At 63.7% G+C, this 23,286-nt stretch carries 21 protein-coding genes; 10 read left to right on the top strand and 11 right to left on the bottom strand.

The window, feature by feature from the left end; translation table 11 throughout:
• Both MJ8_RS20260 and MJ8_RS20255 read right to left on the bottom strand, forming a co-directional pair.
• Complete coding sequence (locus tag MJ8_RS20260) at window positions 1-783, bottom strand: formyl transferase (protein ID WP_201410538.1); 783 nt, start codon at window positions 781-783, stop codon at window positions 1-3.
• 94 nt (window positions 784-877) lie between these two features.
• Window positions 878-1,450: a DUF4893 domain-containing protein gene (locus MJ8_RS20255; RefSeq protein ID WP_201410537.1), complete on the bottom strand. Its 573-nt coding sequence runs from the start codon at window positions 1,448-1,450 to the stop codon at window positions 878-880.
• Window positions 1,451-1,575: 125 nt separating this feature from the next.
• Here MJ8_RS20255 and MJ8_RS20250 point away from each other — a divergent pair, with 125 nt between their 5' ends.
• Window positions 1,576-2,490, top strand: a complete 915-nt coding sequence (locus MJ8_RS20250; RefSeq protein ID WP_201410536.1) for an NAD-dependent epimerase/dehydratase family protein — start codon at window positions 1,576-1,578, stop codon at window positions 2,488-2,490.
• Between the two features lie 12 nt (window positions 2,491-2,502).
• Here the strand turns inward: MJ8_RS20250 and MJ8_RS20245 are convergent, their stop codons facing one another.
• Window positions 2,503-3,135: a DUF1638 domain-containing protein gene (locus MJ8_RS20245; RefSeq protein ID WP_201410535.1), complete on the bottom strand. Its 633-nt coding sequence runs from the start codon at window positions 3,133-3,135 to the stop codon at window positions 2,503-2,505.
• 53 nt (window positions 3,136-3,188) lie between these two features.
• Here MJ8_RS20245 and MJ8_RS20240 point away from each other — a divergent pair, with 53 nt between their 5' ends.
• Window positions 3,189-3,323: an entericidin A/B family lipoprotein gene (locus MJ8_RS20240; protein ID WP_042645015.1), complete on the top strand. Its 135-nt coding sequence runs from the start codon at window positions 3,189-3,191 to the stop codon at window positions 3,321-3,323.
• Window positions 3,324-3,408: 85 nt separating this feature from the next.
• Here the strand turns inward: MJ8_RS20240 and MJ8_RS20235 are convergent, their stop codons facing one another.
• Window positions 3,409-4,107 carry a corrinoid protein gene (locus MJ8_RS20235; protein WP_041004332.1) on the bottom strand — a complete coding sequence of 233 codons (699 nt, stop codon included), beginning with the start codon at window positions 4,105-4,107 and terminating at the stop codon, window positions 3,409-3,411.
• Window positions 4,108-4,378: 271 nt separating this feature from the next.
• On the opposite strand from MJ8_RS20235, the gene MJ8_RS20230 reads away from it, so the two are divergent.
• The 6 genes from MJ8_RS20230 to MJ8_RS20205 all read left to right on the top strand — a co-directional run bounded on the left by MJ8_RS20230 (window position 4,379) and on the right by MJ8_RS20205 (window position 10,987).
• Window positions 4,379-5,953 (top strand): trimethylamine methyltransferase family protein, encoded by a 1,575-nt coding sequence (locus MJ8_RS20230; RefSeq protein WP_140749528.1) that lies wholly within the window; start codon window positions 4,379-4,381, stop codon window positions 5,951-5,953.
• A gap of 89 nt (window positions 5,954-6,042) precedes the next feature.
• Window positions 6,043-6,732, top strand: a complete 690-nt coding sequence (locus MJ8_RS20225; RefSeq protein ID WP_201410534.1) for a 4Fe-4S dicluster domain-containing protein — start codon at window positions 6,043-6,045, stop codon at window positions 6,730-6,732.
• 103 nt (window positions 6,733-6,835) lie between these two features.
• Entirely contained in the window at window positions 6,836-7,567 is a 732-nt protein-coding gene (locus MJ8_RS20220) for a dienelactone hydrolase family protein (RefSeq protein WP_201410533.1), read from the top strand.
• 180 nt (window positions 7,568-7,747) lie between these two features.
• Window positions 7,748-8,311 carry an RNA polymerase sigma factor gene (locus MJ8_RS20215; protein ID WP_201410532.1) on the top strand — a complete coding sequence of 188 codons (564 nt, stop codon included), beginning with the start codon at window positions 7,748-7,750 and terminating at the stop codon, window positions 8,309-8,311.
• A gap of 2 nt (window positions 8,312-8,313) precedes the next feature.
• A complete protein-coding gene (locus MJ8_RS20210; protein ID WP_201410531.1) occupies window positions 8,314-10,488 on the top strand; it encodes a vWA domain-containing protein in 2,175 nt (724 codons plus the stop codon).
• 220 nt (window positions 10,489-10,708) lie between these two features.
• On the top strand, window positions 10,709-10,987 hold the full coding sequence (locus MJ8_RS20205; RefSeq protein ID WP_225247973.1) for a hypothetical protein: 279 nt from the start codon (window positions 10,709-10,711) through the stop codon (window positions 10,985-10,987).
• Between the two features lie 10 nt (window positions 10,988-10,997).
• Here the strand turns inward: MJ8_RS20205 and bmt are convergent, their stop codons facing one another.
• The 3 genes from bmt to MJ8_RS20190 all read right to left on the bottom strand — a co-directional run bounded on the left by bmt (window position 10,998) and on the right by MJ8_RS20190 (window position 13,611).
• Window positions 10,998-12,014, bottom strand: a complete 1,017-nt coding sequence (bmt, locus tag MJ8_RS20200; RefSeq protein WP_201410530.1) for a betaine--homocysteine S-methyltransferase — start codon at window positions 12,012-12,014, stop codon at window positions 10,998-11,000.
• 85 nt (window positions 12,015-12,099) lie between these two features.
• The gene (locus tag MJ8_RS20195; RefSeq protein WP_201410529.1) at window positions 12,100-12,702 is read right to left on the bottom strand and encodes a DUF1989 domain-containing protein; all 603 of its coding nucleotides are present in this window, start codon (window positions 12,700-12,702) and stop codon (window positions 12,100-12,102) included.
• A gap of 51 nt (window positions 12,703-12,753) precedes the next feature.
• Window positions 12,754-13,611, bottom strand: coding sequence for a helix-turn-helix domain-containing protein (locus MJ8_RS20190; RefSeq protein ID WP_201410528.1), 858 nt, complete (start codon window positions 13,609-13,611; stop codon window positions 12,754-12,756).
• Between the two features lie 237 nt (window positions 13,612-13,848).
• Here MJ8_RS20190 and MJ8_RS20185 point away from each other — a divergent pair, with 237 nt between their 5' ends.
• Both MJ8_RS20185 and MJ8_RS20180 read left to right on the top strand, forming a co-directional pair.
• The gene (locus tag MJ8_RS20185) at window positions 13,849-14,862 is read left to right on the top strand and encodes a fatty acid desaturase (protein WP_201410527.1); all 1,014 of its coding nucleotides are present in this window, start codon (window positions 13,849-13,851) and stop codon (window positions 14,860-14,862) included.
• A gap of 75 nt (window positions 14,863-14,937) precedes the next feature.
• Window positions 14,938-15,777, top strand: a complete 840-nt coding sequence (locus MJ8_RS20180) for a phosphate/phosphite/phosphonate ABC transporter substrate-binding protein (RefSeq protein ID WP_201410526.1) — start codon at window positions 14,938-14,940, stop codon at window positions 15,775-15,777.
• Here MJ8_RS20180 and MJ8_RS20175 read toward each other — a convergent pair.
• The 4 genes from MJ8_RS20175 to MJ8_RS20160 form a co-directional block, all read right to left on the bottom strand.
• Window positions 15,745-17,085: a M24 family metallopeptidase gene (locus MJ8_RS20175; RefSeq protein ID WP_201410525.1), complete on the bottom strand. Its 1,341-nt coding sequence runs from the start codon at window positions 17,083-17,085 to the stop codon at window positions 15,745-15,747. The two genes, MJ8_RS20180 and MJ8_RS20175, sit on opposite strands and share 33 nt — an antisense overlap.
• An 18-nt stretch (window positions 17,086-17,103) precedes the next feature.
• Window positions 17,104-18,663, bottom strand: a complete 1,560-nt coding sequence (locus tag MJ8_RS20170) for an ArnT family glycosyltransferase (RefSeq protein ID WP_201410524.1) — start codon at window positions 18,661-18,663, stop codon at window positions 17,104-17,106.
• 140 nt (window positions 18,664-18,803) lie between these two features.
• Window positions 18,804-21,374 carry a GcvT family protein gene (locus MJ8_RS20165; protein ID WP_201410523.1) on the bottom strand — a complete coding sequence of 857 codons (2,571 nt, stop codon included), beginning with the start codon at window positions 21,372-21,374 and terminating at the stop codon, window positions 18,804-18,806.
• Window positions 21,375-21,476: 102 nt separating this feature from the next.
• The gene (locus MJ8_RS20160; RefSeq protein WP_201410522.1) at window positions 21,477-23,054 is read right to left on the bottom strand and encodes a trimethylamine methyltransferase family protein; all 1,578 of its coding nucleotides are present in this window, start codon (window positions 23,052-23,054) and stop codon (window positions 21,477-21,479) included.
• Between the last annotated feature and the right edge of the window lie 232 nt (window positions 23,055-23,286).

The raw sequence follows: 23,286 nt of genomic DNA, 5'->3' as shown, positions 1-23,286 counted from the left end.
TCACCAGACGCGTCTGGTCAGGCCGGTCCAGAGATAGAACCAGATCGTCGGGTGATACCACTGCTTCGACGGCAGGCCGGGATCGATGGTTTCCAGTTTGCCGGCCAGCGCATTCGCCACCGCCTCGACGCAGATATCGCGCGAAAACGCTGCCTGGCGCAGCGCGTAGCTGGCAATCGTGTCGCCCGTCCTGGGTCTGCCGCGCGCCTGCTTCAGCACGCCGCCGGTGTCGACGCCGGCATCGACCAGATGCACGGTGGTGCCGAAGTTCCCCGGATCGCCGGAGGCCAGCGCCCAGTAGCCGCCATTCATGCCGCGATATTTCGGCGCGATGCCGGCATGGTAGTTGAGCACCGGGCAAGGCATCCTGGCCAGCATGTCCTTCGACAGCAGCCTGCAGCCGGCAAGCAGCACGACGCCGGGTCCGATGCTCGCGATCTCCTTCAGGCATTCCGGTCCGTTGGCTGAAGGCACATGGATGATCGTCTGGCCCTGCCGCGGCTCGGTCGCGAGCTTTTCCTCGGCGATCAAGCGGTCGGCATGACCCGCAAGGAAGCGCTTGCCGAGCCTGGTCAGCACCATGGTGCCGAGCTGGCCGATGGCCGAGATCCAGCCCTGCCGCCGCGCGCGGCCCATGAGCAGGCGCTTTTTGGATTCAGGGTTCTCGAGGATGACGCTGACGGGACCGACGCGATCGGCAAGCGCGTTGACGATGGCCCAGATATGCGAGCCACCTTCTGTGACGACCACGATCGGTCGCGTACTCGATTCCGACGCTGCCACGGCAGGCACCCGCTTTGAAAACCGGGCGGATGCTATGCGGGGCGGGTTAATCCTTGGTGTGCCGAAGGCGTTCGGTCAGCCGCCAAAGCCAGGCTCAGCGCTTGAATTCCATGATGTCGAGCTTCGATTCGTAATAGGGCGCGGGGAATTCGATCCGCCATTCGGTGGCGCTGTTGCGGAAGGCGTAGCCGACCTGATCGCTCTCTGGACCGCTGCCATAGGGCTTGGCCTTGTCGTCATTCACCGAGAAAGAGCCGAGATAGATCGAGCGCTTCTCGCCATCGTCGAAGAAGCGGCCGGTGGTGCGTTGCGAGCCGCTGATCTTGGTAAGCCGCCAGCCGGAACCATCGTCGGTCACCTTGCACTTGAACCAGCCATAGATGACGAGCGGGCTGATGCCGCCCGCCTTGATGGTGCGGCACTTCCAGTTGCCGGTGAGGTCCTTGTCGGAGAAAGCGACGATCGGCTTGGCGAGCAGGCCATCCAGCTGCTCGACCTCCGACGGATTGCCGGCCTTCGCCTCTTCGAGGGCCTTGCGCGTTTCGCCATACTTATCCAGCCGCGCCTTGTCGGCGGCGGTTATCAGCTTTTGCACTTCGCCGTCGGCATGGGCGGGCAAGGTAAGGGCGACGAGGCCGAGAGCGGCAAAAAGCAGGCGAGGGGTCATCAAATCTCTTCCTCAAATCAATTGCTGGAACAGTTCTTTTCGTCACTGGCGTACAACTTACCGGTTCGCGCTCGCCTGTCATCCGTGCTTAACAGCGTGAGCTCGAAAAAATGGCGGTTTGATCGATGCGGATCTTGCTCACGGGATCGTCCGGCTGGTTGGGCAGCGCGCTGCAGCCAAAGCTCGAAGCGCTCGGCCATGAGGTGGTCGGTCTCGATCCGGTTCTCTCGGCACGCACGCAGGTCGTCGGTTCGGTCGCGGACCGCGACCTGGTCTTCGGAACTGTTCGCGACAATCGAATCGAGGCCATCATTCACAGCGGCGCGTTGCACAAGCCGAACATCGAGCATTTCGAGAATACGGATTTCGTCGCGACGAATGTGCAAGGCACGCTCAATCTGCTCGACGCGGCGATTGCCTGCGGCGTCGAGCGTTTCGTCTTTACCTCGACGACGTCGCTGATGATCTCGCAGGCAATCCGCGCCGGCTTCCAGGGCGGCGCGCGCAAGGCCGCCTGGCTGACGGAGGAGTTGTCGCCCGAGCCGCGCAACATCTATGGCGTGACGAAGCTTTCGGCCGAGCATCTGTGCCGTCTCTACCATCTTGAACACGGGTTGCCGGTGGTGGTGCTGCGTACCGCACGCTTCTTTCCCGAAGCGGACGACATGGCGCATGCGATCGAACAGTCGGACGCCAACACGAAGGCCAACGAGCTGCTATTCCGGCGGCTGACGGTCGAGGATGCGGCCGAGGCCCATGTCGCGGCGCTGGAGAGGGCGCCGAGCCTGGGCTTCGATATCTTTATCGTCTCGGCGCAGACGCCGTTTAGGCCGCAGGACTGCGCCGAGATCATCGCCGACGCGCCTTTGGTCGTCGCACGCTATTTCCCGGATTATCCGCGCCTTTACGCCAGGAAGGGCTGGACGATGTTTTCGTCGATCGACCGCGTCTACGATCCGTCGCGGGCGAGGGAGAAGCTGGGCTTCGTCTGCAGAACGAGTTTTGCCGACGTGCTTGCCGCACTGGAAGCGGAAGTCTGAAGCCCTGCCTTCTCAGGCGGTGCTGTGTGCCGCCCGCGCGAGTTCGCCGGTCAGGTCGCCATAGCCGGTCGAGCGGCGTTCATAGGCGAGGCCGAGCATGGCGGCGGCCCTCTCGGCAACCTTGTCGAGCTCGGGATCGTCGGTCTGGGCGAGATAGATCAGCTTCTCGTAGTTGCCGAAATAGTCCTTGATCAGCTCGGGATGCCGGTCGAGGCCGAGCGGCTTGATGAAGAAGGCGTCGAACTGGCGGCAAAGGAAGTCGGTCATGTAGAACGACATCATGTCGTCGTCGGCGACCTTCGCATAGGCTTCCGCGCCCTGGTAGAAGGCAAAGCAATGCGGCCCGGCCATGCGCTCGACGCCGTGTTTGTCGATGATGCGGTCGAGCAGGCCGCCGGTGCCGCAGTCGGCATAGCCGACGAAGATATGCCGGTAGCCTTCCGCCTTGGCCTTTTCGATCGCCTTGTCCATCGCCGGCGCGATGCGGTCCGGATAGAAATGGAACTCGGCCGGCAGGCAGGTCAGTTCGAGATGGTCGAGCTTTAGCTGTTGCTTGACGGCCAAAACTTCGCGCGCAATCATCCCGCAGGCGATGACGAGCAGCCTGTCTGTTTGATTCGGTTCCGTTTTTTGCGTGTTGACCAAGTCGGGCCGGCTTTCGCTGCGGGGCTTAATATCTGTCGAGGGAGACACCGTCCATGAAACTGCTACGCGTCGCGCCGATCGCCATCCTGGCTTGCGCGCTTGCACTCACCGCCTGCGCCAACACCATCCGGGGCGTCGGCAAGGACGTCAAATCGACGGCAAGGGCGGTCAAAGACACTGTCAACTGATCGGCAGCCTCTCCCATCATCTGGGAACAAAAAAGCCGCGCTGCAAGGCGCGGCTTTTCTTGTCGATCCATCCTGATGCCTTGCGTCAGGCGGAAGCGCGAACGTTGTGCTTGCGCTTCATGAAATCCTTGGCGGTCTCGACCGCGACCGCGGCATCGCGGCAATAGGCGTCGGCGCCGACGGCCTTGCCGAATTCCTCGTTGAGCGGCGCGCCGCCGACCAGGACGACATAATCGTCGCGGATGCCCTTCTCCTTCATCGTGTCGATGACGACCTTCATATAGGGCATGGTGGTGGTGAGCAGCGCCGACATGCCGATGATGTCGGGCTGATGCTGCTCGATGGCCTCCAGATATTTCTCGACCGCGTTGTTGATGCCGAGGTCGATGACGTCGAAGCCGGCGCCTTCCATCATCATGCCGACGAGGTTCTTGCCGATGTCGTGGATGTCGCCCTTGACGGTGCCGATCACCATCTTGCCCTGCTTGGGCGCGCCGGTGGCGGCGAGCAGCGGACGCAGGATGGCCATGCCGGCCTTCATGGCGTTGGCCGAGAGCAGCACTTCCGGAACGAACAGGATGCCGTCGCGGAAGTCCTCGCCGACGATGCGCATGCCTTCGACCAGCGCTTCGGTCAGCACCGTATAGGGCTGCCAGCCGCGCTCCAGAAGGATGTTGGTGCCTTCCTCGATCTCTTCCTTCAGACCGTCATAAAGATCGTCATGCATCTGCTGCACGAGTTCGTCGTCGGAAAGCTCGGAAAGGATGATCTCGTCGTCGGACATTTTCTCGGGCTCCTTGCTGCTCGGCATGCTCGCCGCAGCCTAAAAATCGATGCGCCAATACCTAACCCGCGAGGGCAAGCAAGCCATAGCTGATTTGCGACTTCCCGCAAAAGGAAAGCGACTGAAAAATTGGCGCTTTTCTTGTCGATTTTGCGACAGGCGTTGGCGCTGGCTGGCCGTTTCCAATAGGGTGCATGGCTACGATCCGGCAAGAAGCGGCGACGATGGGCCGCCCCCAGCCAATTCAGGCCAAGTTATAGGAAGAACGATCATGAGCGATAACGCGGCAGTCGAGCAGGAAGCGTCGGGTGGACGGCGCGGTCGCGGCGCCAGCGGCGGCGCGGCGGCACGCCGTGCGGCCCGTTCGGGCGGCGGTCCGGGCACCCAGCTCACCTACATCAAGCGCAAGATCAACGTCTATGAGGTCCTCAACGAGGAAGGCCTGGCGCTGATCGAGAAGAACACCGACACGGTTCTGGAAGAAACCGGCATCATCTTCCGCGACGACGCCGAGGCGCTGGCGCTGTGGAAGGAGGCCGGCGCCGACGTCAAGGGCGAGCGCGTGCACTTCCCCAAGGGCCTCTGCCGCTCGCTCCTGAAGACCGCGCCTTCCATCTACACCCAGCATGCGCGCAATCCGGAACGCTCGGTGCAGATCGGCGGCAATGCGACCGTGTTCGCGCCGGTCTACGGCCCGCCCTTCGTGCGCGACCTCGACGGTAACCGCCGCTACGCGACGATCGAGGATTTCCAGAATTTCGTGAAGCTCGCCTATATGGCGCCGTCGATCCACCATTCGGGCGGCACGGTGTGCGAGCCGGTCGACGTGCCGGTCAACAAGCGCCACCTCGACATGATCTATGCGCATATCCGCTACTCGGACAAGCCGTTCATGGGTTCGGTGACGGCGCCGGAGCGGGCCGAAGACACGGTGGCGATGGCCAAGCTCGTGTTCGGCGACGACTTCGTCGAGAACAACACGGTGCTGACCAGCCTGATCAACGCCAACTCGCCGATGGTGTTCGACGAGACCATGCTCGGCGCGCTGAAGGTCTATTCGCGCCACAACCAGGCCTGCATCGTCACGCCCTTCATCCTGGCCGGCGCGATGAGCCCGGTGACGGTTGCCGGCACGTTGACGCAGGTGCTGGCCGAGGTGCTCGCCGGCGCTTCGTTCACGCAGCTGATCAAGCCCGGCGCTCCCGTGCTGTTCGGCACCTTCGCCTCGTCGATCTCGATGCAGTCGGGCGCGCCGACCTTCGGCACGCCGGAGCCGTCGCTGGTCTCCTACGGCGCCGCCCAGCTCGCGCGCCGGCTCGGTCTGCCGTTCCGCACCGGCGGTTCGCTCTGCGCCTCGAAGATCCCGGATGCGCAGGCCGCCTATGAGAGCGCCAACACGCTCAACTCGACCATCCTTGCCGGCACCAATTTCGTGCTGCATTCGGCCGGCTGGCTCGAGGGCGGTCTCGCCTCCTGCTACGAAAAATTCATGATGGACATCGACCAGCTCGGCATGCAGCAGAAGTTCTGCGAGGGCGTCGACCTCTCGGAAAACGGCCAGGCGATGGACGCCATCCGCCAAGTCGGTCCGGGCAGCCATTATCTCGGCTGCGACCACACGCAGGCGAATTTCCAAACGGCCTTCTACCGCTCCAGCATCGCCGACAACAATTCCTACGAGCAGTGGCTGGCCGAGGGCGAGAAGACCGCGCCGCAACGCGCCAACGAGCTCGCCCGCCGCTGGCTGGAGAGCTACGAGGCGCCGCATCTCGATCCGGCCATCGACGAGGCGCTGAAGGACTTCATCGCCAAGAAGAAGGGCTCGATGGCCGACGCCTTCACGTGAAAGGAGCCCGAGTCAGGCCGGGCTAAAGTCGCCAACATCATCCATAAGGAAGTCTGGCGGAGCGCGTTCTCCGACCCGGACCGGAAGGGATGACTTTTTTCCGCGGCACGGTCGAGGAGATTGCGGCCGCGCTCGCGGTCAACGGCCTGATTCTCCGCGGCGGCTTCAGCTTCGGTGACGACGAGGAGGCGCCAGCCGGGCGTTCCGGCGCGCCGGCCAGATCCGTGCTGCTGATCGGGCAAGCGGGCGCGGCGCCATGGCCATATTTCCAGCGCTGGCTCAGGAGACGGCCTCAGGCCATTGCGAATCCGCTCGACAGCTGGTCGGGCGAGGTGATCGGCGCGGTGGCGGAAGAATTCGGCGCCCGCGCGGTGTCGCCTTCGGACCGGCCCTATCTGCCGTTCCAGCAATGGGCGATGCGGGCGGAGGGGCTGAAGCCGTCGCCCCTCGGCATCCTCATGCATCCCGAATACGGGCTGTGGCATGCCTATCGCGGCGCGCTGCTGTTCGAGGACGAGATTTCTGTTCCCGAAGCTCATGCAGCGATTCATCTTTGCGACACATGTGTCGCAAAACCTTGCCTGAAATCCTGTCCGGTCGACGCCTATTCGGTGGATGGCTTTGCCCATGACGCCTGTCTTGGCCATGTGCGCGGCCCTCGCGGCGCGCCGTGCCGGAGCGGCGGCTGTCTCGACCGCAATGCTTGCCCTTACGGCACAGCCTATCGCTATCCGCCGCAGGCGCAGGCCTTTCACATGGCTGCCTTTGCGAGGCTGTAGGAAGCAGGCGGTCAGCACGAAATCTTGAACAATCCGCCCACGGATTGTCTTGCCGGAACGGCTGAGCCCGATATCTATCGCGCGACGAGCAATGGAGACCAGCATGGCGGGCAAGCAGATCGAGATCGAAACCAAGGACGGCAAGGCGAAGGCAGGGCTTTTCCGACCGTCCGCCAAGGCCCGCGCCGGCGTCATCCTTTATATGGACGCATTCGGGCCGCGCCCGGCCCTCGACGAGATGGCCGAAAGGCTTGCCGGCAACGGCTATGCCGTGCTGGTGCCGGATCTCTTCTACCGCAACGCGCCCTATGGGCCGTTCGACGCCAAGACCGCCTTCACGGCGGAGGAAACCAAGACCAAGTTGATGGCGCTGGTGACCGGCACGACGCAGGAGATGACCATCCGCGACAGCGCTGCCTTCCTCGACGCGTTCGCGGCCGAGGGCATTGACGGGCCGATCGGCGTCGTCGGCTATTGCATGGGCGGTGCGCGGGCGCTGAACGCGGCGGCGAGCTATGCGGACCGGATCGTTGCCGCGGCAAGCTTCCATGGCGGCAATCTTGCCAGTGACGCGCCCGACAGCCCGCATCGCAAGGCGGCTTCGATCGAGGCGCGCCTCTATATCGGCGTCGCCGGCATCGACCGTAGCTTCCCGCCCGAACAGTCGGCCCGGCTGGCGGAGGCACTGAGGGTGGCGGAGGTCGACCACGTCATCGAGAATTATGTCGGCGTCGGCCATGGCTGGTGCGTCAAAGATCACGGCGTCTATGACGAGGCGGGCGCTGAGAGGCATTGGAAGCGGTTGACGACGTTCTTCGCTGAAACACTGGGCTGAGCCTTCTTTCGCCGATTGCCGGGAGGGTGTCTCGTAGCGCGAACCTTCGAAGGTTGGCGCTGCCCCTGATCCGTCCTTCGGACACCTTCTCCCCGTTCAACGGGGAGAAGGAAAAGGCTGCCGCAAAAAAATCTTCCTATCGCCCCAAGGATTGGTCATTAGCCTTCGTCCAACAGGCAAATGACGGCGATGATGCTGGACGACAGCGAAGCCTCCGATGCCGAGTTGATCGGGCGGGCGAGGGGCGGAGACAGGGGGGCTTTCGGCAAGCTGGTCGAAAGGCACTATGGCTTCGTCTATCGCGCCGCCTATCGCTGGTGTGGCCGCAAAGCCGACGCCGAGGACATCGCCCAGGACGTCTGCGTGCGGCTCGGCCGGGCGATCCGCGACTATCAGGGCAGCGGCGCGTTCACGACATGGCTCTATGCCATGACACTGAATGCTTCGCGCGACATGATGCGCAAGCGCGCCCGCGACACCGCCAAGACCGATGCCTATGGCGCCTATGCATCGATTGCGGGTGAAGCTTCGGCCGAGGCCGACGATCCGTCCGACGCGCTATGGGCGGCGGTGCGGATGCTGCCGGACAAGCAGCGTGATGCGGTGCTTTTGGTCTACGGCGAAGGTCTCAATCACGCGGCGGCGGCGGAGGTGATGGCGATCTCGGAGACGACGGTTTCCTGGCACATCCATGAAGCAAAGAAACGGCTGAAGGTGCTGATGCGTTCAGCCGGGGAAGTGTGACCATGGTCGACGACAACGAACTCGAAAGGCTGCGCGACATCGCTGTACCAGCACCGGAAGGCGAGGCCAAGGCGCGCGCGCTGGCCGCCGCGATGCAGGCATACGACTTGGACGAAAAAAATTCGCCGGGCGCCCAAGGAACGCCGGCAGGCCTTCGTCTCACGGAGCGAGCAAGAAAGCTCTGGAGAGACATCATGCAACGGAAACTCATTGCCACGCCGGCCATCACCGCGCTGGTCGCGCTGCCTATCGCCGGCTATGCCGCTTTCGAGATGTTGAAGGAACAGCAGCCGGTCATGGGCGGCGATAACGGCAAGGTCACGGAGACGCTGGCCGACAAGCCGGCGCAAAAGCGGGCGCCGGAGCAACCTGCGATCAACGAGCCGCTGACGGCTGCGCCAGCGAAGGCGAAGAAGAGCGACGCGGACGCCGAGACGTTCGCGAATTCCCAGATGGCGCCGGCAGCTCCCAAGCCGGCGACCGAGGTCGACAGCCTGCTCAAGCAGGAGGCAGCGCCCGAGGCGATGCCCGCGCCTGGCGAAAGCGGTCAGCTCGCCGCCGGCGGCAAGGCTGGTTCACCGGGCAAGGTGCAGTTTTCACCGCCGTTAAAGGATGAAGCCGCGAGGGCCGATCAGGCGCCGGCAGGGGTAGCGACCGCCATTCCGGCGTCTCCACCCGCCGTCGCCGATTCCAAGCTGATGGTGCAGCCGGCGCCCGTGCTTGGCGACCAGATGCAGCCGCGGGAGGAAAACCGCGACCGCATCGAGACGTTCAAAACCAATCCGGTGCATGAAACGGCGCAGGATCCGGTCTCGACCTTCTCGATCGACGTCGACACTGCTTCCTATTCGTTCGTGCGGCGCTCGCTGAAGGAGGGCAGCCTGCCAGACCCGGACACGGTTCGCGTCGAGGAGATGATCAACTACTTCCCATATGACTGGAAAGGTCCGGACTCGGCCAAGACGCCGTTCAACTCGACCGTCACCGTGATGCCGACGCCGTGGAACGAGCACACCAAGCTCATGCATGTCGCGATCAAGGGTTTCGACGTCAAGCCGGCCGAGCAGCCGAAGGCCAATCTGGTCTTCCTGATCGACGTCTCGGGCTCGATGGACGAGCCGGACAAGCTGCCGCTGCTCAAATCCGCCTTCAGGCTGCTGGTCAGCAAGCTCAAACCCGACGATACCGTCTCGATCGTCACCTATGCGGGCAATGCCGGCACCGTGCTGATGCCGACCAAGGCGTCGGAAAAGCAGAAGATCCTTGCGGCCATCGACAATCTCGAGCCCGGCGGCTCGACGGCCGGTGAGGAAGGCATCCGCGAGGCCTACAAGCTTGCCCAGCAATCCTTCGTCAAGGACGGCGTCAACCGCGTGATGTTGGCCACCGACGGCGACTTCAATGTCGGCCAGACCGATGACGACGACCTCAAGCGTCTGATCGAGAAGGAACGCAAGAAAGGCGTGTTCCTGTCGGTATTCGGCTTCGGCCGCGACAATCTGAATGACCAGATGATGCAGACCATCGCCCAGAACGGCAACGGCACGGCTGCCTATATAGACACGCTCGCCGAGGCGCAGAAGGTGCTGGTCGACGATGCGTCCTCGACGCTGTTCCCCATCGCCAAGGACGTCAAGATCCAGGTCGAGTTCAACCCGGCGACCGTGTCGGAATACCGTCTTGTCGGTTATGAGACCCGGGCCTTGAAGCGCGAGGATTTCAACAACGACCGTGTCGACGCCGGCGATATCGGTTCCGGCCATTCGGTGACGGCGGTTTACGAGATCACGCCGAAGGGGAGCGGTGGCGAGCAGGTCGATCCGCTGCGCTACGGCCAGGCCAAGGTCGACAATGGCGGCGTCGCCAATGCCGACGAATATGCCTTCGTCAAGGTCCGCTACAAGCTCCCGGACGAGAATGTCTCCAAGCTGATCACCACGCCGGTGACCGCCGCCAACGAGGTCAAGTCCTTCGATGCGGCCGGCGCCGACCAGCGCTTCTCGGTTGCGGTCGCGGCTTTCGGCCAGAAGCTACGCGACGAGGATCAGACGGCGAATTTCGGCTACGACCGGATCGCGGAGATCGCCAATGCCGCGCGCGGCGCCGATCCGTTCGGCTACAGGGCGGAGTTCCTGTCGCTGGTGCGGCTTGCCGCATCGCTGGATGGTAACAAGTAAAGAGCCTGGAATTCCAACGAGGGCCAGCGGGGCCAAGCGCGTCGCGGTGCGGCGCGCTTAGGTCTTTTTTTGATGCGTTGGCCCAGAAGCGCTCCACACTTCCGGGCGACATGCATTGTCCCGCCGGCCTTTTGCGATCGTTAAATTGCGTGGCTTTTCCGGAACCTCGCCGCAATTAACTTTTGTTAGTTCGTGCTGGTAGGGCTTTGAGGGATCAGCAGTGCATATCACGACAATCGGCAATGCGAACGCGACGGCGGCCAATGCGCCGGTGCGGGGATCGTCCGCGCCGTCAGCGGAATCGGCGCGCATTCGGAGCGATGTCGACGCGGCCCGCAACACGGCGCTTTCGGCGCTCAACAACGACCGGTTTCGCGTGATGCTGGAGCAGATCAGCGATCCGGGCGCATCGGGCGCGTTGATTACGATGAGCTCCGACAGCCAGAACGTTGTCGATTTCGATACGGCGCTGTTGCGCTACGCCGAAAACACCAAATAACCAGGCCCTGTCAGGCGCGGCTGCGCCTGCGTTCCCGCCTGCCTTCGCCGGTATCGCCGGCGCTTGCCGTCTTGTTCCGCATCGGGCCGATGCGTTCGACGATCGTCTCGACGGTCGGGCGCGTCGACTTGGTGTGCGCATCGAGCGCCTTGCGCATGGCGGCGAGGTGCGCGAACGAGGTGCCGCAGCAGCCGCCGACGATCTTGGCGCCGGCATCGACCGCCAGACGCACATAATCGGACATCAGCTCCGGGGTGCCGGAATAGTGGATCTCGCTGCCGCGGAATTCCGGAATGCCGCAATTGCCCTTGACGATCACGGTCGCCTCCGGCTTCGCCTCGGTCATGTCGAGCAGCGAGGCGAGGATATCGGAAGCGCCGACGCCGCAATTGGCGCCGACGCCGAGCGGTGCCTGCGACAGACCGTCGGCGACGGCGTGGATGTCCTTCGGCAGCAGGCCCATCATGGTGCGGCCGGCTGTGTCGAACGAACCGGTATAGGTATAGGGCAGGCCGATGCGGATAGCGGCCTCGGCCGCGGCGCGGATTTCGTCGGGCGCTGACATGGTCTCGATCCAGGCGACTTCGGCGCCACCGGCTTTGAGACCCTCGATCTGCTCGGCGAAGGCATCGACGGCGTCGTCATAGGTCAGCGCCCCGAGCGGCACCAACAACTCGCCGGTCGGGCCGACAGAGCCGGCGACGATCACCTTGCGGCCGGCCTTGTCGGCGACCGAACGTGCGATCTCGGCGGCGCGCTTGTTCAGCTCGTGCACGCGGTCCTGCGCGTGATGCAGCTTGAGCCTGTGGCGGGTGCCGCCGAAGGAGTTGGTCAGGATGATGTCGGCGCCGGCGTCGACGAAATTCTGATGCAGGCTGACAATGGTCTCGGGCGCCGTCTCGTTGAGCAGCTCGGGCGCCTCGCCGGCCGGCAGGCCCATCGCGAACAAATTGGTGCCGGTGGCGCCGTCGGCCAGAAGCACGCCCTTTTCGGCAAGCAATGCGTCAATCGGGTTGGTCGTGGTCATGGCCATAGCTTTCGTATTTGGAATTTCAAATAACGATATAAAGAAGTCTTTATGTCCAGTCAACGAGCTTGCGACCGAGAAGACCTTATGCGGCCGGTGTGATCTCGACCTCGATCTCGGTGCACGCATCACCATTGGTCGGGTGGTGGTCGACCGAGCAGGCGGTGACGACAAGCAGGAGGTCCTGCTCGGCGCGCAAGGTGACGTAACCGCCAGGCGGATTGATCGAGGCCTCGACAACGAGCGTGCCGTCCGGCTGCGGCAAGGAGTTCTGGAAGAGGTCGACCGGGTCGGGCGCGAAGGGCAGGTCGATGCCTTCCGCGGCGAGGGCCGTCATAAGATTGTCGCGGCAGTTCGGGTGGTTGGGCAGGCCGGCGCGTTCGTAGAGCGCGCTGTCGCAGGCCGGGTAAAGCATGTCGTGCGGTCCCGGCGAGGCGTCCTCGACCAGCGTCAGCATGATCCTGCCGGCGGCGCTGTAGAAATGGTCGCCGGGCTTCGGGAACAGCCGCTCTGTGATGTCGCGGGTCTGCGATGTGCTCAGCCAGTCGAGTCTGCCTTCGGTCGAGAAGGCCCATAGGTCCGAGACCTGCTGGCCCTTGGGATCGATGATGCGGATCAGATCGCCGCGCCTGACACGCGTGGAACGGCCCGACTGCGGAGGAACGACGATGTGGCGCGATGCTTGCATGGGTTTCCCTGAGACGATGAGCGGCGGCCAGGATGGTACCGATGCCGGCAGTTAGACAGAGCCTGATGGGAAGGACATTGCGGCCAGCTTCTGCGTGAAGCTTGCCGCCTCATGCGCGTTGATGTCGGCGGCGCGGATCAGGTTGTCGAAGTGGCTGGCGAGCGTGCGGATCGGCTGAGTGGCGTTCAACACCAGATACATGTCTCCGACATAGATCGCGGCGCGGTAGGGTCCGAAGATGGTATAGGGGATCGAATAGCGCATACGGCCGTCGTAGAGGAACAGCCGGAACGTCGGGTAAAGGTCGTCGAGGAGGGCTGCCATGTGCAGCAATTGCTTGCGCCTCTCGGCTTCCGGGAAACGATCCCAGACGCCAAGGCCACGCGCGAAGATCTCCAGCGTGTGGCGCGGCATGCAGACCTCCATGTCGGTCTCCGGCCGCCTCGTATAGTCGATGCGGTATTGCGTTTCGCCGGCCTGCGCCTCGCGGCTCTTGTTGGTGATGCCGGCCTCGTATTCGACCAGCGCCTCGGTGCGCAGAAGGTCTGGGATGCCCGCCGGCACGTAGCGGATCTTGGTGCCTGCCGCCTCGGCATGCCACTTGGCGAGCAATGTGCGGTCGAAGCCGTCGGGCGCCTCCTCGATCTCGAGGCTCTCCCTGATTTCGCCGGTGACGCCCTCGTCCTGGGAGAGGCCCAGCAGCCAATCGAGCGACACCTTGAACTCGGCCGCGATGTTGAGAAGCGTCTCGGCGCGTGGCAGGCGGGTCGAGGCGCCGGACAGGAGCTGGGACAGCGCCGAGCGGTCGATGCCGACGGCCGCCGCGAAGGCCGACTGGTTGAGATCGGAGCGTGTCAAGAGCAATTTCAGCCGCTCCCTGAACAAGGTCGAGAGATCGCGCTTATCCATCACGCAGCTCCTGCTTTGGAGAGGAAAAATTTGCCGCCGGAGCCGGTCAGAACGCGGCTCAGGCGGAAATGAATCCCCATATTTGTTTACAATCTATAACATATGCAGCTGAAAGTGCGCATTCGCAACAGTTTGTGCGCTTTGTCGCGTTGCGACAACGATAGGCTACTGACACAATGTTGTCAGGAATCGAGTGGTTCCGGCGACTGGAGGGCAGTGGTCGATAGCATGGCAAGCATGAATACCGGCATAAGCAAGAGACGCAGCAGCGCACCGGCAATCGAATGGCCGACGGTATTCCTCGCACTCTTCTGCTACGGCGCATGGTTCGCGATCGGCTTCCTGCTCTGGCCATCCCATCCCTTGATTGCGTTGATCGCCTTGGCGCTGGTCCTCGCGCTCCAATCCTCACTGATGCATGAGGTGCTGCACGGTCATCCGACCCGCAGCGCGAGGATCAACGAAGCCTTCGTCTTCCTGCCGATCGGGCTGGTGTGGCCGTTCCGGCGTTTCAAGACCATCCACCTGCGCCACCATGCCGATGAGCGGCTGACCGATCCGCTGGACGACCCCGAGAGCTATTACCAGGCGCTCTGGATGCATGAGGAACTGCCGCCGGCGATGAAGTTCCTGCTCAAAATCAACAACACCATGGTCGGCCGCTTCATCCTCGGGCCATGGCTGTCCTCGGTCGGCTTCTTCATCGACGACGCCAGGCAGATCGCCGCCGGCGACAAGGCGATCCGCAAGGCCTGGCTGCTGCATGCCGTCGGCATTGCCGTCGTGGCGCCGATCGTGACGTTCGGCTTCGGCATTCCGCTCTGGCTCTATGTGCTGGTGCCGGTCTGGCTCGGGCAATCGCTGATTTCGGTGCGCACCTATGCCGAGCATCAGTGGTCCGAGCATCCGGAAGGGCGCACCATCATCGTAGAACGCTCGCCGCTGTCGTTTCTGTTCCTCAACAACAACCTGCATTTCGTGCATCACAAGAGCCCGACGGTTGCCTGGTACAGATTGCCGAAGCTCTTTCGCGACCGCCGCGAAGAATGGCTGCGGATGAACAACGGCTATGTCTACCCGAACTATCTGGCGCTGATCAAATCCTACGCCTTCAAGGCCAAGGAGCCCGTCGTTCATCCGGTGCTGCGCCGCGCGCCGGAGCCGGGCCGCGCCTTCAAGCCGCGTGTCAGGGCGCGCAATGTCAGCGGACTTGGCACGGCGCCGGTTCCGGCCGAGCCGCCGAAAGAGTAATTTCGACTTTCCGCCCTCGCTTTTCGCGGCGGAACACAGGCGCTGAGGGTCGCCTGTCTTTGAAAGCTGTTCGACATGAGCAAGTTCGTTGCGGCCCTGCCGATGTATGACTGGCCTGAGGCCCGTGGTGAGGTCGACGCGCAGTGGGCGCGGCTCCGCGACGCCTTCCGGCAAAGGGGGATCGACGCGCCGGAAACGATCGTGCGCCGCAATGGCGATCTGCCGCCGGTGCCCGGCGGGATACTCGACGATGCCGGAACGCCGATTGTGCCGGATCCGGCGACTCTGCCTCGGGACGAACTCGATTTTCACGAGCTTTGGCTGAGTCCGGCGCTGCTCTTCGGGCAAACCTGCTGGGGGCCGCTGGAACTCGGCCTCGCCCGGCATGTGCAGGTGATCGCGCAGCCGAACTACGATGCGTTCGAAGGGGGGCAGGGGGAACTCTATTCCAGCGCGCTGGTGATGCTGGCAGACGGCAAGGCATCGGTGCCTGCGCCTGCGGACGGCAGGGCGGCCATTCCGTTCGATCTCCTGCGCGGCAGGCGCTTCACCTTCAATAGCGTCGATTCCATGTCCGGCGTCATCGCGCTGATGCGCGACCTGGAGGCGCTGGGCGAAAGCCTGGACATCTTTTCCTCGCGCAGCGAGAGCGGCGGCCATCGGTCGTCGATCGTCGCGGTCGCGGAAGGCAGGGCCGATATCGCCGCCATCGACTGCCAGAGCTGGGCGCTGGCGCAGCGTTTCGAGCCGGCGGCGAAAGGCGTGAAGGTGGTCGGCTGGACGGCACGGCGCAAGGGCCTGCCTTATATCACCGCCAGGACCACCCCGGCCCCGACCATTGCCGCGATGCGCGATGCCGTCGTGGCAGTCGAAGGCGGCGCATCAGAGCAGCCGCTCGTCCAGCTTGTAGGCTGAAAGCTTCTCGTTGCCTGTGTCGGTGATCAGGATCTGCTCCTCGATCTTGACGCCTTCGCGCCCGCCAAGCCTGCCGATATAGCTTTCGACGCAGAGCACCATGCCTGCTTCGAGCACGCCATCCGGCGTGTCGTCGGTCCAGTCGCCGGCATGCGGCAGCGTCGGATATTCGTCGGCCAGGCCGACCCCGTGGTAAAGCACGCCGTAGCGGGTGGGATAGCAATCGTCGGGCGGCACCGCCGAGCGCTCGACGAGATCGCGGAAGGAGATGCCCGGCCGCATCAGATCGGTGTTATGGGCGATCTGATCGGCGGCGATGCGGAAGAGATCGCGCTGCTCGTTCGAAGGGGGCCTGTCGCCGCAAAGCCATGTGCGCGAGAGATCGGCGCAGAAACCGTAAGGGCCGATCAGGTCGGTGTCGAAGGCGACGAGATCGCCATTCTCGACGATACGCGAGGAGCATTCCTGGAACCAGGGATTGGTGCGCGGTCCGGACGACAGAAGCCGCGTTTCGATCCATTCGCCGCCGCGCGCGATGTTGCCGCGATGCAGTTCCGCCCAGAGCTCGTTTTCGGAAATGCCGGGCTTGAGCGCCGCTTCCATCTCGCCCATCGCCGCCTCGCAGGCGACGATCGAACGGCGCATGGCAAGGATCTCGTCCGGCGATTTGATGAGCCTCGCATTCTCCATCACCGCCTCGCCATTGCCGACGGCAATCCCACGACGGGCGAGTTCTTCCACGCCTTCCGGATTGATGTGGTCGACGGCGATGCGGCGATTGCCGCCGCCATGCTCGGCAACGAGTTCGGCGATGCCGGCGCCCCAGCGCCGGACCTTCTGATCGGTCAGTTCACCGCTGTAGAGATACATCCACGACACGGCCGGGCGTACCTCGTCCACGACACCTGAATGATCGGACAGGTGCTCGCAGGAGAAATAGTCGAAGAGCACCACGGGGCCTTCGGTGGCGACGAAGCAGTGACGGGTCGGATTGTGCGCGACCCAGAGCTGCATGTTGGTCGAATCCGTCGCGTAGCGGATGTTGACCGGGTCGTAGAGCAGGGCGCCGGCATAGTCGCGGCGCTTCAGCTCGGCGCGGATGCGCTCCAGCCGATATCTGCGCATGGCGGACAGGTCGGGCGCGGCGATGCCGGCCGCGGCCCATTCCGCCTCGGCTGTTGCGCCATGGCCGAGCACATGCTGGTTGAGCGACGCCGCCTTGTCTCGCGAGGCCTCGCGCAGCGCTTCGACTGAGCCAGGCTCGAAGGGCATGATCTTGCGGTGTCGGCCGAAGCGTTGCGTGTCCATTGGTCCCCCCTCTGAACCTTACGGCGCAGTCTTCTTGTGCAATTTGGTGATCGTGACCTTGCGCGGCGGGAAGCCGAGCGCCTGCGGCACCTCGATCGTGCGATGGACGGTGTCCATCGCGTAGCCGGCTCTCGCCAGCTCCTCGAAGACTTCCGAGGACGATTCCCTGTCGTCGGTCAGGACGAGCACTGCCGGTTCTCGGATCGAGCGGGCGAAGTCCGGCGTCTCGTCATCGAGCGCGATCAGATCGGCATCGACCAGGCGCAGATTGCCGACCCAGAACCAGCTCGAGACCACGGTCTTGACGGGTCCGTCGGCGTTGATCTGGTCGTAAAGCGACCGGTAGTCCAGCCGCACGATGCTGCCGCGGTTGTCGCCGCCCTGAAGGTGCATGTACCAGCTCAGCGGCAGCACAAGGACGGCAAGGAGCGCACCGACGAAGACGATGGTGGCTTGCATCTTTCGGCCCCTCTGGCCCATGGCCTCGAAGCGCATGGCCAGGGCCGCGGGCAGGAGGATGAAGATGGGCAGCATCCAGCGGTCGCGAAACTGGGTGATGCCGGCCGCCAACACCACCGTCACCATGACCACAAGACCCAGCACGATCGCTCGCCACAACAGCTTTTCCGGCCACCTTACCGGTTGAGGCAGCTCCGTCCGCTTTCTCATCGCCAGCCCGTAGGCGACGGCGAAAATCACGATCGGCAATCCAGCGAAATTGACGATCGCGTTCGCCAGTCTACGGATGCCGAGAAGTGCCGTTCTTGCAACACTGCCGCCTTCGGCGACGCCCAGGCCCCCTTGGTGCGCGAGCAGATCTTCCGGATGGGTCAGGCTCCAGTAAAGCGTGGGCAGACAGGCCAGGACCGCCACTATCACGCTGATTGCGAAACGGCGGTCGAAGATCGCCTCGCGCGTTTCGCGGACCGAGAGAGACGCCAGGAACAGGGCCGCAAGGAAGATGACGATATTGTATTTCGACAACATCGCGGCCGCCGTCGCCAGGCCGAAAAACGCATAGGCGGTGGCCGATCGGCGCTTCTCGACCTCGACCAGGGCCAGAAGCAGCACCGACGTGAAGCAGAATATGGCGATCGAGTGGGTGAGGGCGTGCTGCATCTCCCAGAAGACCTGGGGAAACAGAAGCAGGCCGAACATGCCGGCGGCAGCGGCGCGGTTCGAGTAGCCGAGGCGGCGTATGGCGGTGAAATACGCGGCCAGCCCCGCGGCCAGCAAGCCGTATTTGACGATCTTGAGGGCAAGGACGCTCGTTCCGACCACAGTGGCCGCGAGCATCGCCAGCCAGGTGTATAGAGGCGGCTGCGAACTGCCGTAGCCGGCGGCGAGAAACCGCATTTCCATCAGTTGCTCGGAATCGTCGACACCGACGCCCGTGCCCGCGAAATGGGACAAAAGCGTCATCGCCACGATCTGGGTCAGGCAATAAACCAGGACCGATGCGATCGCGGCGCTGAATGGACCGACCCGTCCGTCGCAGAGCCAATCGGTCCATTTCTCTAGCTGCCGCAAGGGGGTGGTCTTCTCATGCTGATGCGCCGGTAGCGGGGTCTCGACCATGCCACAGCAACCGGCGCTCTCCAACAAGTCGCCAGAGCGTTTCACCGTTTCGTAAGAAACCGCAAACCGCTCTGTCTGTCTGCTTTAGGCAATTCCGGGCGGAAAACCGCGTCACACTTTTCCTGGAATTGCTCTACGCGTCAGGTCCGCATCTTCTCGCCGCTCGGGTCGAAGGGCGGCTCGACATTGATGCGGGCCGGGCGGCGGTGGCCGAGAATCTCGATCTCGAACAGGCCGGCGCTTTCGTCCTCGGCAAGGGCGGCGGGCACATAGCCCTGCGCCATCGACTTCTGCACGTAATGCGCATAGCCGCCCGAGGTGACCCAGCCGACGACGCGCCATTCGCCATCGACGATGCCGCGCACGGCGGAAGCGCCCTCGGCGGCCTTCGATCCGCGCACTTCCTTGCCCGTCTCATCGAAGCGCGGCGCGCCGTAGCCATGCGGCTTCTCGACCGTGCCGTAGTCTTTGCCGACCTTGGCCCAGATCGGCTCGTCGCCCATCACGTCGGCATCGACGGCATCGACGATGAAGGAAACACGGCGCAGCTTCGGGCCTTCGGCGTGCTCCTTGGCGGACGCCTCGCGGCCGATGAAGTCGTTCTTCTCCAGCTTGATGAAGCGGTCCATCGAGCCTTCGAAGGGGCCGTAGATCGGGCGCAGCTCGCGGAACCAGGTCGGGAAGTTCTTTTCCAGGCGCATGGAGAGCAGCGCGCGCATGCCGAAATCGACAATGCCGAACTCTTCGCCCGCGTCCTTGATCGCCTTGTAGACAAGGCGCTGATAGGCAGGGGCCATCCAGATCTCGTAGCCGAGGTCGCCGGTATAGGTGATGCGATTGACCATGCAGGGCGCGCCGCCGACCGCCATCTCGCGGAAGTCCATGAAGCGGAAGGCCTTGGTCGAGACGTCGACATCGACAAGCTTCTGCAGCAGGTCGCGCGATTTCGGACCGGCGATCGAGAGACCCACCAGCGTCTGGTCGAAGCGATGGATTCGCACCGAGCCATCCTTGGGCAGGTGCTTCTCGAACCAGCGCATATGGTATTTCTGCGCTGCCGACGAGCCCCAGATCATGAAGCGGTCCTCGCCTGATTTGGCGATGGTGAAGTCGCCGATCAGCTTGCCGAACTCGTTGACCATCGGGGTGAGCACGATGCGACCTACCTTCGGCATGCGGTTGGTCATCAGCCGGTTGAGGAAATCCTCCGCAGCCGGGCCAGACACCTCGTATTTGGCGAAGTTGGCGATCTCGGTGACGCCGACCTTCTCGCGCGTGGCGCGCACTTCCTCGCCGATCGGGCCGAAATCGTTGGAGCGGTGGAAGGAGACGATGTCCTTCGGCTCGGTGCCTTTCGGCGCGAACCAGAGCGGGGTTTCAAGGCCCCAGCTATCCCCCATGACCGCGTTGTTGGCGAGCATGGTGTCGTAAAGCGGCGTCGTCTGCGCGGGACGGGCGGCCGGCAATTCCTCGTTCGGGAAGCGGATCGAGAAGCGCCGCGAATAGTTCTCGCGCACCTTGGCGTTGGTGTAGCGCAGCGTCGCCCATTCGCCGAAACGGGCGACGTCCATGCCCCAGACGTCGAAGCCCGGATCGCCATGCACCATCCAGTTCGACAGCGCCAGGCCGACACCGCCGCCCTGGCTGAAGCCGGCCATGACGGCGCAGGCGCACCAGAAATTGGTCAGGCCCTGCACCGGTCCGACCAGCGGGTTGCCGTCGAGCGCGAAGGTGAAGGGGCCGTTGATGATCTGCTTGATGCCAGCCTTCTCGATGCCAGGGAAATGCTTGAAGCCGATCTCCAGCGACGGCGCGATGCGGTCGATGTCGGGCTGCAAAAGCTCGTGGCCGAAATCCCACGGCGTGTTGACCGGCGACCATGGCTTGCAGGCTTTCTCATAGGTGCCGAGCAGAATGCCGTTGCGCTCCTGGCGGGTGTAGATCTCGCCTTTGAAGTCGAGGACGCCGATCATCTCGCGGCCGGTCGACTTGTTGAATTCCTCGACCTCCGGCATCGGTTCGGTGAGCAGGTACATGTGCTCCATCGCCAGCACGGGCAGCTCGACGCCGACCATGCGGCCGATCTCGCGCGCCCACAGGCCGCCGCAGTTGACGACATGCTCGGCATGGACCGTGCCTTGCTCGGTGACGACGTTCCAGGTGCCGTCCGGCTGCTGGGTCAAATCGACGACGCGGTTGCGCAGCACGATCTCGGCGCCAAGTTTCTTCGCCGCCTTGGAATAGGCGATGGTCGTGCCGGACGGATCGAGATGGCCCTCGACCGGATCCCACATGGCGCCGACGAAGTTCTTCTCGTCCATCAGCGGGAACATGGCCTTGGCTTCCGAAGGCGTGATCAGCTCGGTGTCCATGCCGAGATAACGGCCCTTGGCGTGCGCAAGGCGCAGGAAGTCCATACGCTCCGGCGTGTCGGCCATCATGACGCCGCCGGTCAGATGCAGCGAGCAGGACTGGCCGGAGAGTTCCTCGATCTCCTTGTAGAGCTGGACCGTATAGGCCTGCAGCTTGGCGACGTTCGGGTCGCCGTTGAGCGTATGGAAGCCGCCGGCAGCGTGCCAGGACGAGCCGGAAGTCAGCTCCGAGCGCTCGATCAGCATGATGTCGGTCCAGCCGGCCTTGGCGAGATGATAGAGCACCGAGCAGCCGACGACGCCGCCGCCGATGACAACCGCTTTTACGTGGGATTTCATGAAGATAGGTCCGTTCTTACAGAGACTGAATCGAATGGTCGGTTTGGAGGCTAAGCGAAGCTCGACGGAGTGGGGGTCGAGTGCTCATCAGCAGCCAGAAAATCAGAAATCGGTCGGCGCGCCACCTTCGGCGCGGCGTTTTTCGACGAAGTCATTGAGTTCCTCGCGGATGGCCGGGTCCATGTACGGCTCCTCGTAGGAGGCGAGGCGCTCCTTCCAGACTTTGTTGGTGCGTTCCATCGCCGTCGGCGAGCCAGCCTCGGTCCAGGTCTCGAAATTGCGCCAGTCGGAAACGATCGGCGAATAGAAGGCGGTCTTGTAGCGCTCCTGCGTGTGCTGGGTGCCGAAGAAATGGCCGCCAGGGCCGACCGACTGGATGGCGTCGAAGCCGAGCGCGTCCTCGGAGAGGTCGAGCGGGGTGAGGAACTCGGCCACCATCTGCAAAAGGTCGATGTCGAGGATGGTCTTTTCATAAGAGCAGCGCAGGCCGCCTTCCAGCCAGCCGGCACCGTGCATCATCAGATTGCCGCCACCCTGGATGGCGCCCCAGAGCGAAAACACGCTTTCATAGGCGGCCTGCGCGTCGACCGTGTTGGCGGCGCAGGTGTTGGATGTGCGGTAGGGGATGTTGTAGCGGCGGGCGAGCTGGCCGCCGACGAGCTGCGCCTTCATATATTCAGGCGTGCCGAAGGCCGGCGCGCCGGATTTCATGTCGACATTGGAGGTGAAGCCGCCATAGCCGACCGGCGCGCCTTTCTTGACCATCTGCGCGAAGGCGATGCCGGAGAGCGCTTCGGCGTTCTGCTGGACCAGCGCGCCGGCGACGGTGACGGGCGCCATGGCGCCGGAGAGCGTGAACGGCGTGACGATGACAGCCTGACCCATGCTCGCCATCTGGATGATGCCTTCCATCATCGGCACGTCGAGCTTGAGCGGCGAATTGGTGTTGATGATGGTGAAGACCGACGGTTCCTGCATCAGCTGCTCGCGGCTGATGCCGCGCGCGATGCGGGTGATCTCGATGCCGTCGACATTGCGCTCCTTGCCGAGCGAATAGATGTGGAAGACCTTGTCGGTCAGCATGGCGAGGTCGCGGATGCATTCCAGGTGGCGGACCGAGGGATGGATGTCGATCGGCTCGACCGGATAGCCGCCGGTGCAGTTCAGGATGTTGTGCATCTGCGCCAGGCGCAGGAAGTTGCGGTAGTCAGCCTGGTTGCCGGGCCTGCGGCCGCGATCGAGGTCGGAACAGTTCGGCGCCGAAGCCATCATCGACAGGATGACGTTGTTGCCGCCGAAGCGCAGATTGTGCGCCGGGTTGCGGGCATGCAGCGTGAATTCCGACGGGCAGTGCGAGACAAGCTCGAGGATCATGTCGCTGTCGAAGCGCACGCGTTCCGAGCCTTCGCGCACATCCGCGCCGTGCGCTTTCATGATGCGGCGGGCTTCCTCGTGCAGGACGTCGACGCCGATCTCCTTCAGCACGCGCAGCGAGGCGAGGTGGATCGATTCCAGCTCGTCGTCGGACACCAGCTTGGTCGGGGTCAGCGGGTTCTTCAATTGGCGGAAGGCGGGCTGCTCGAAGGCGGCCGAGCCGCCGGCGCGCTTGCCGGCGCGGCCGCCACGGCGGGCGCGATCGGTTGCCAGTGCCGGTTCGGCGGGATGAAGGGCGGCGGTCATGAGAGGCCTCGTGAGGATGCGAAATTGGCCGGCATAATGGACCGGCGGCAAGGTTGCCGGTGAGGTGGCGGCGACCACTAGGGCGAGGGAAGCGACATGCCGGAAGGGGAGCTTGCGAGCGCCCTCTCTGCAGCGCAGGGGCTCCTGACAGGGTTTGGCTGGAGCATCCGCTTTCGTGCGCCGTGGGCCTTACGGGAACCGGCTGCGACGGCTAAGCCTTCAACCGATTGGA

The organism is Mesorhizobium sp. J8 (genome assembly GCF_016591715.1).
Taxonomy (GTDB): Bacteria; Pseudomonadota; Alphaproteobacteria; order Rhizobiales; family Rhizobiaceae; genus Mesorhizobium.
Note: the sequence above shows the minus strand (reverse complement) of the source record. Positions and strands in the feature narration are given on the sequence as shown.

Bases quoted from the DNA above. Each gene is read 5' to 3' on its own strand.
- MJ8_RS20255 (WP_201410537.1), bottom strand. From the start codon at position 1,450: ATGACCCCTCGCCTGCTTTTTGCCGCTCTCGGCCTCGTCGCCCTTACC.
- MJ8_RS20250 (WP_201410536.1), top strand. From the start codon at position 1,576: ATGCGGATCTTGCTCACGGGATCGTCCGGCTGGTTGGGCAGCGCGCTG.
- MJ8_RS20240 (WP_042645015.1), top strand. From the start codon at position 3,189: ATGAAACTGCTACGCGTCGCGCCGATCGCCATCCTGGCTTGCGCGCTT.
- MJ8_RS20235 (WP_041004332.1), bottom strand. From the start codon at position 4,107: ATGTCCGACGACGAGATCATCCTTTCCGAGCTTTCCGACGACGAACTC.
- MJ8_RS20230 (WP_140749528.1), top strand. From the start codon at position 4,379: ATGAGCGATAACGCGGCAGTCGAGCAGGAAGCGTCGGGTGGACGGCGC.
- MJ8_RS20225 (WP_201410534.1), top strand. From the start codon at position 6,043: ATGACTTTTTTCCGCGGCACGGTCGAGGAGATTGCGGCCGCGCTCGCG.
- MJ8_RS20220 (WP_201410533.1), top strand. From the start codon at position 6,836: ATGGCGGGCAAGCAGATCGAGATCGAAACCAAGGACGGCAAGGCGAAG.
- MJ8_RS20215 (WP_201410532.1), top strand. From the start codon at position 7,748: ATGACGGCGATGATGCTGGACGACAGCGAAGCCTCCGATGCCGAGTTG.
- MJ8_RS20210 (WP_201410531.1), top strand. From the start codon at position 8,314: ATGGTCGACGACAACGAACTCGAAAGGCTGCGCGACATCGCTGTACCA.
- bmt (WP_201410530.1), bottom strand. From the start codon at position 12,014: ATGACCACGACCAACCCGATTGACGCATTGCTTGCCGAAAAGGGCGTG.
- MJ8_RS20195 (WP_201410529.1), bottom strand. From the start codon at position 12,702: ATGCAAGCATCGCGCCACATCGTCGTTCCTCCGCAGTCGGGCCGTTCC.
- MJ8_RS20190 (WP_201410528.1), bottom strand. From the start codon at position 13,611: ATGGATAAGCGCGATCTCTCGACCTTGTTCAGGGAGCGGCTGAAATTG.
- MJ8_RS20185 (WP_201410527.1), top strand. From the start codon at position 13,849: ATGAATACCGGCATAAGCAAGAGACGCAGCAGCGCACCGGCAATCGAA.
- MJ8_RS20180 (WP_201410526.1), top strand. From the start codon at position 14,938: ATGAGCAAGTTCGTTGCGGCCCTGCCGATGTATGACTGGCCTGAGGCC.
- MJ8_RS20175 (WP_201410525.1), bottom strand. From the start codon at position 17,085: ATGGACACGCAACGCTTCGGCCGACACCGCAAGATCATGCCCTTCGAG.
- MJ8_RS20170 (WP_201410524.1), bottom strand. From the start codon at position 18,663: ATGGTCGAGACCCCGCTACCGGCGCATCAGCATGAGAAGACCACCCCC.
- MJ8_RS20165 (WP_201410523.1), bottom strand. From the start codon at position 21,374: ATGAAATCCCACGTAAAAGCGGTTGTCATCGGCGGCGGCGTCGTCGGC.
- MJ8_RS20160 (WP_201410522.1), bottom strand. From the start codon at position 23,054: ATGACCGCCGCCCTTCATCCCGCCGAACCGGCACTGGCAACCGATCGC.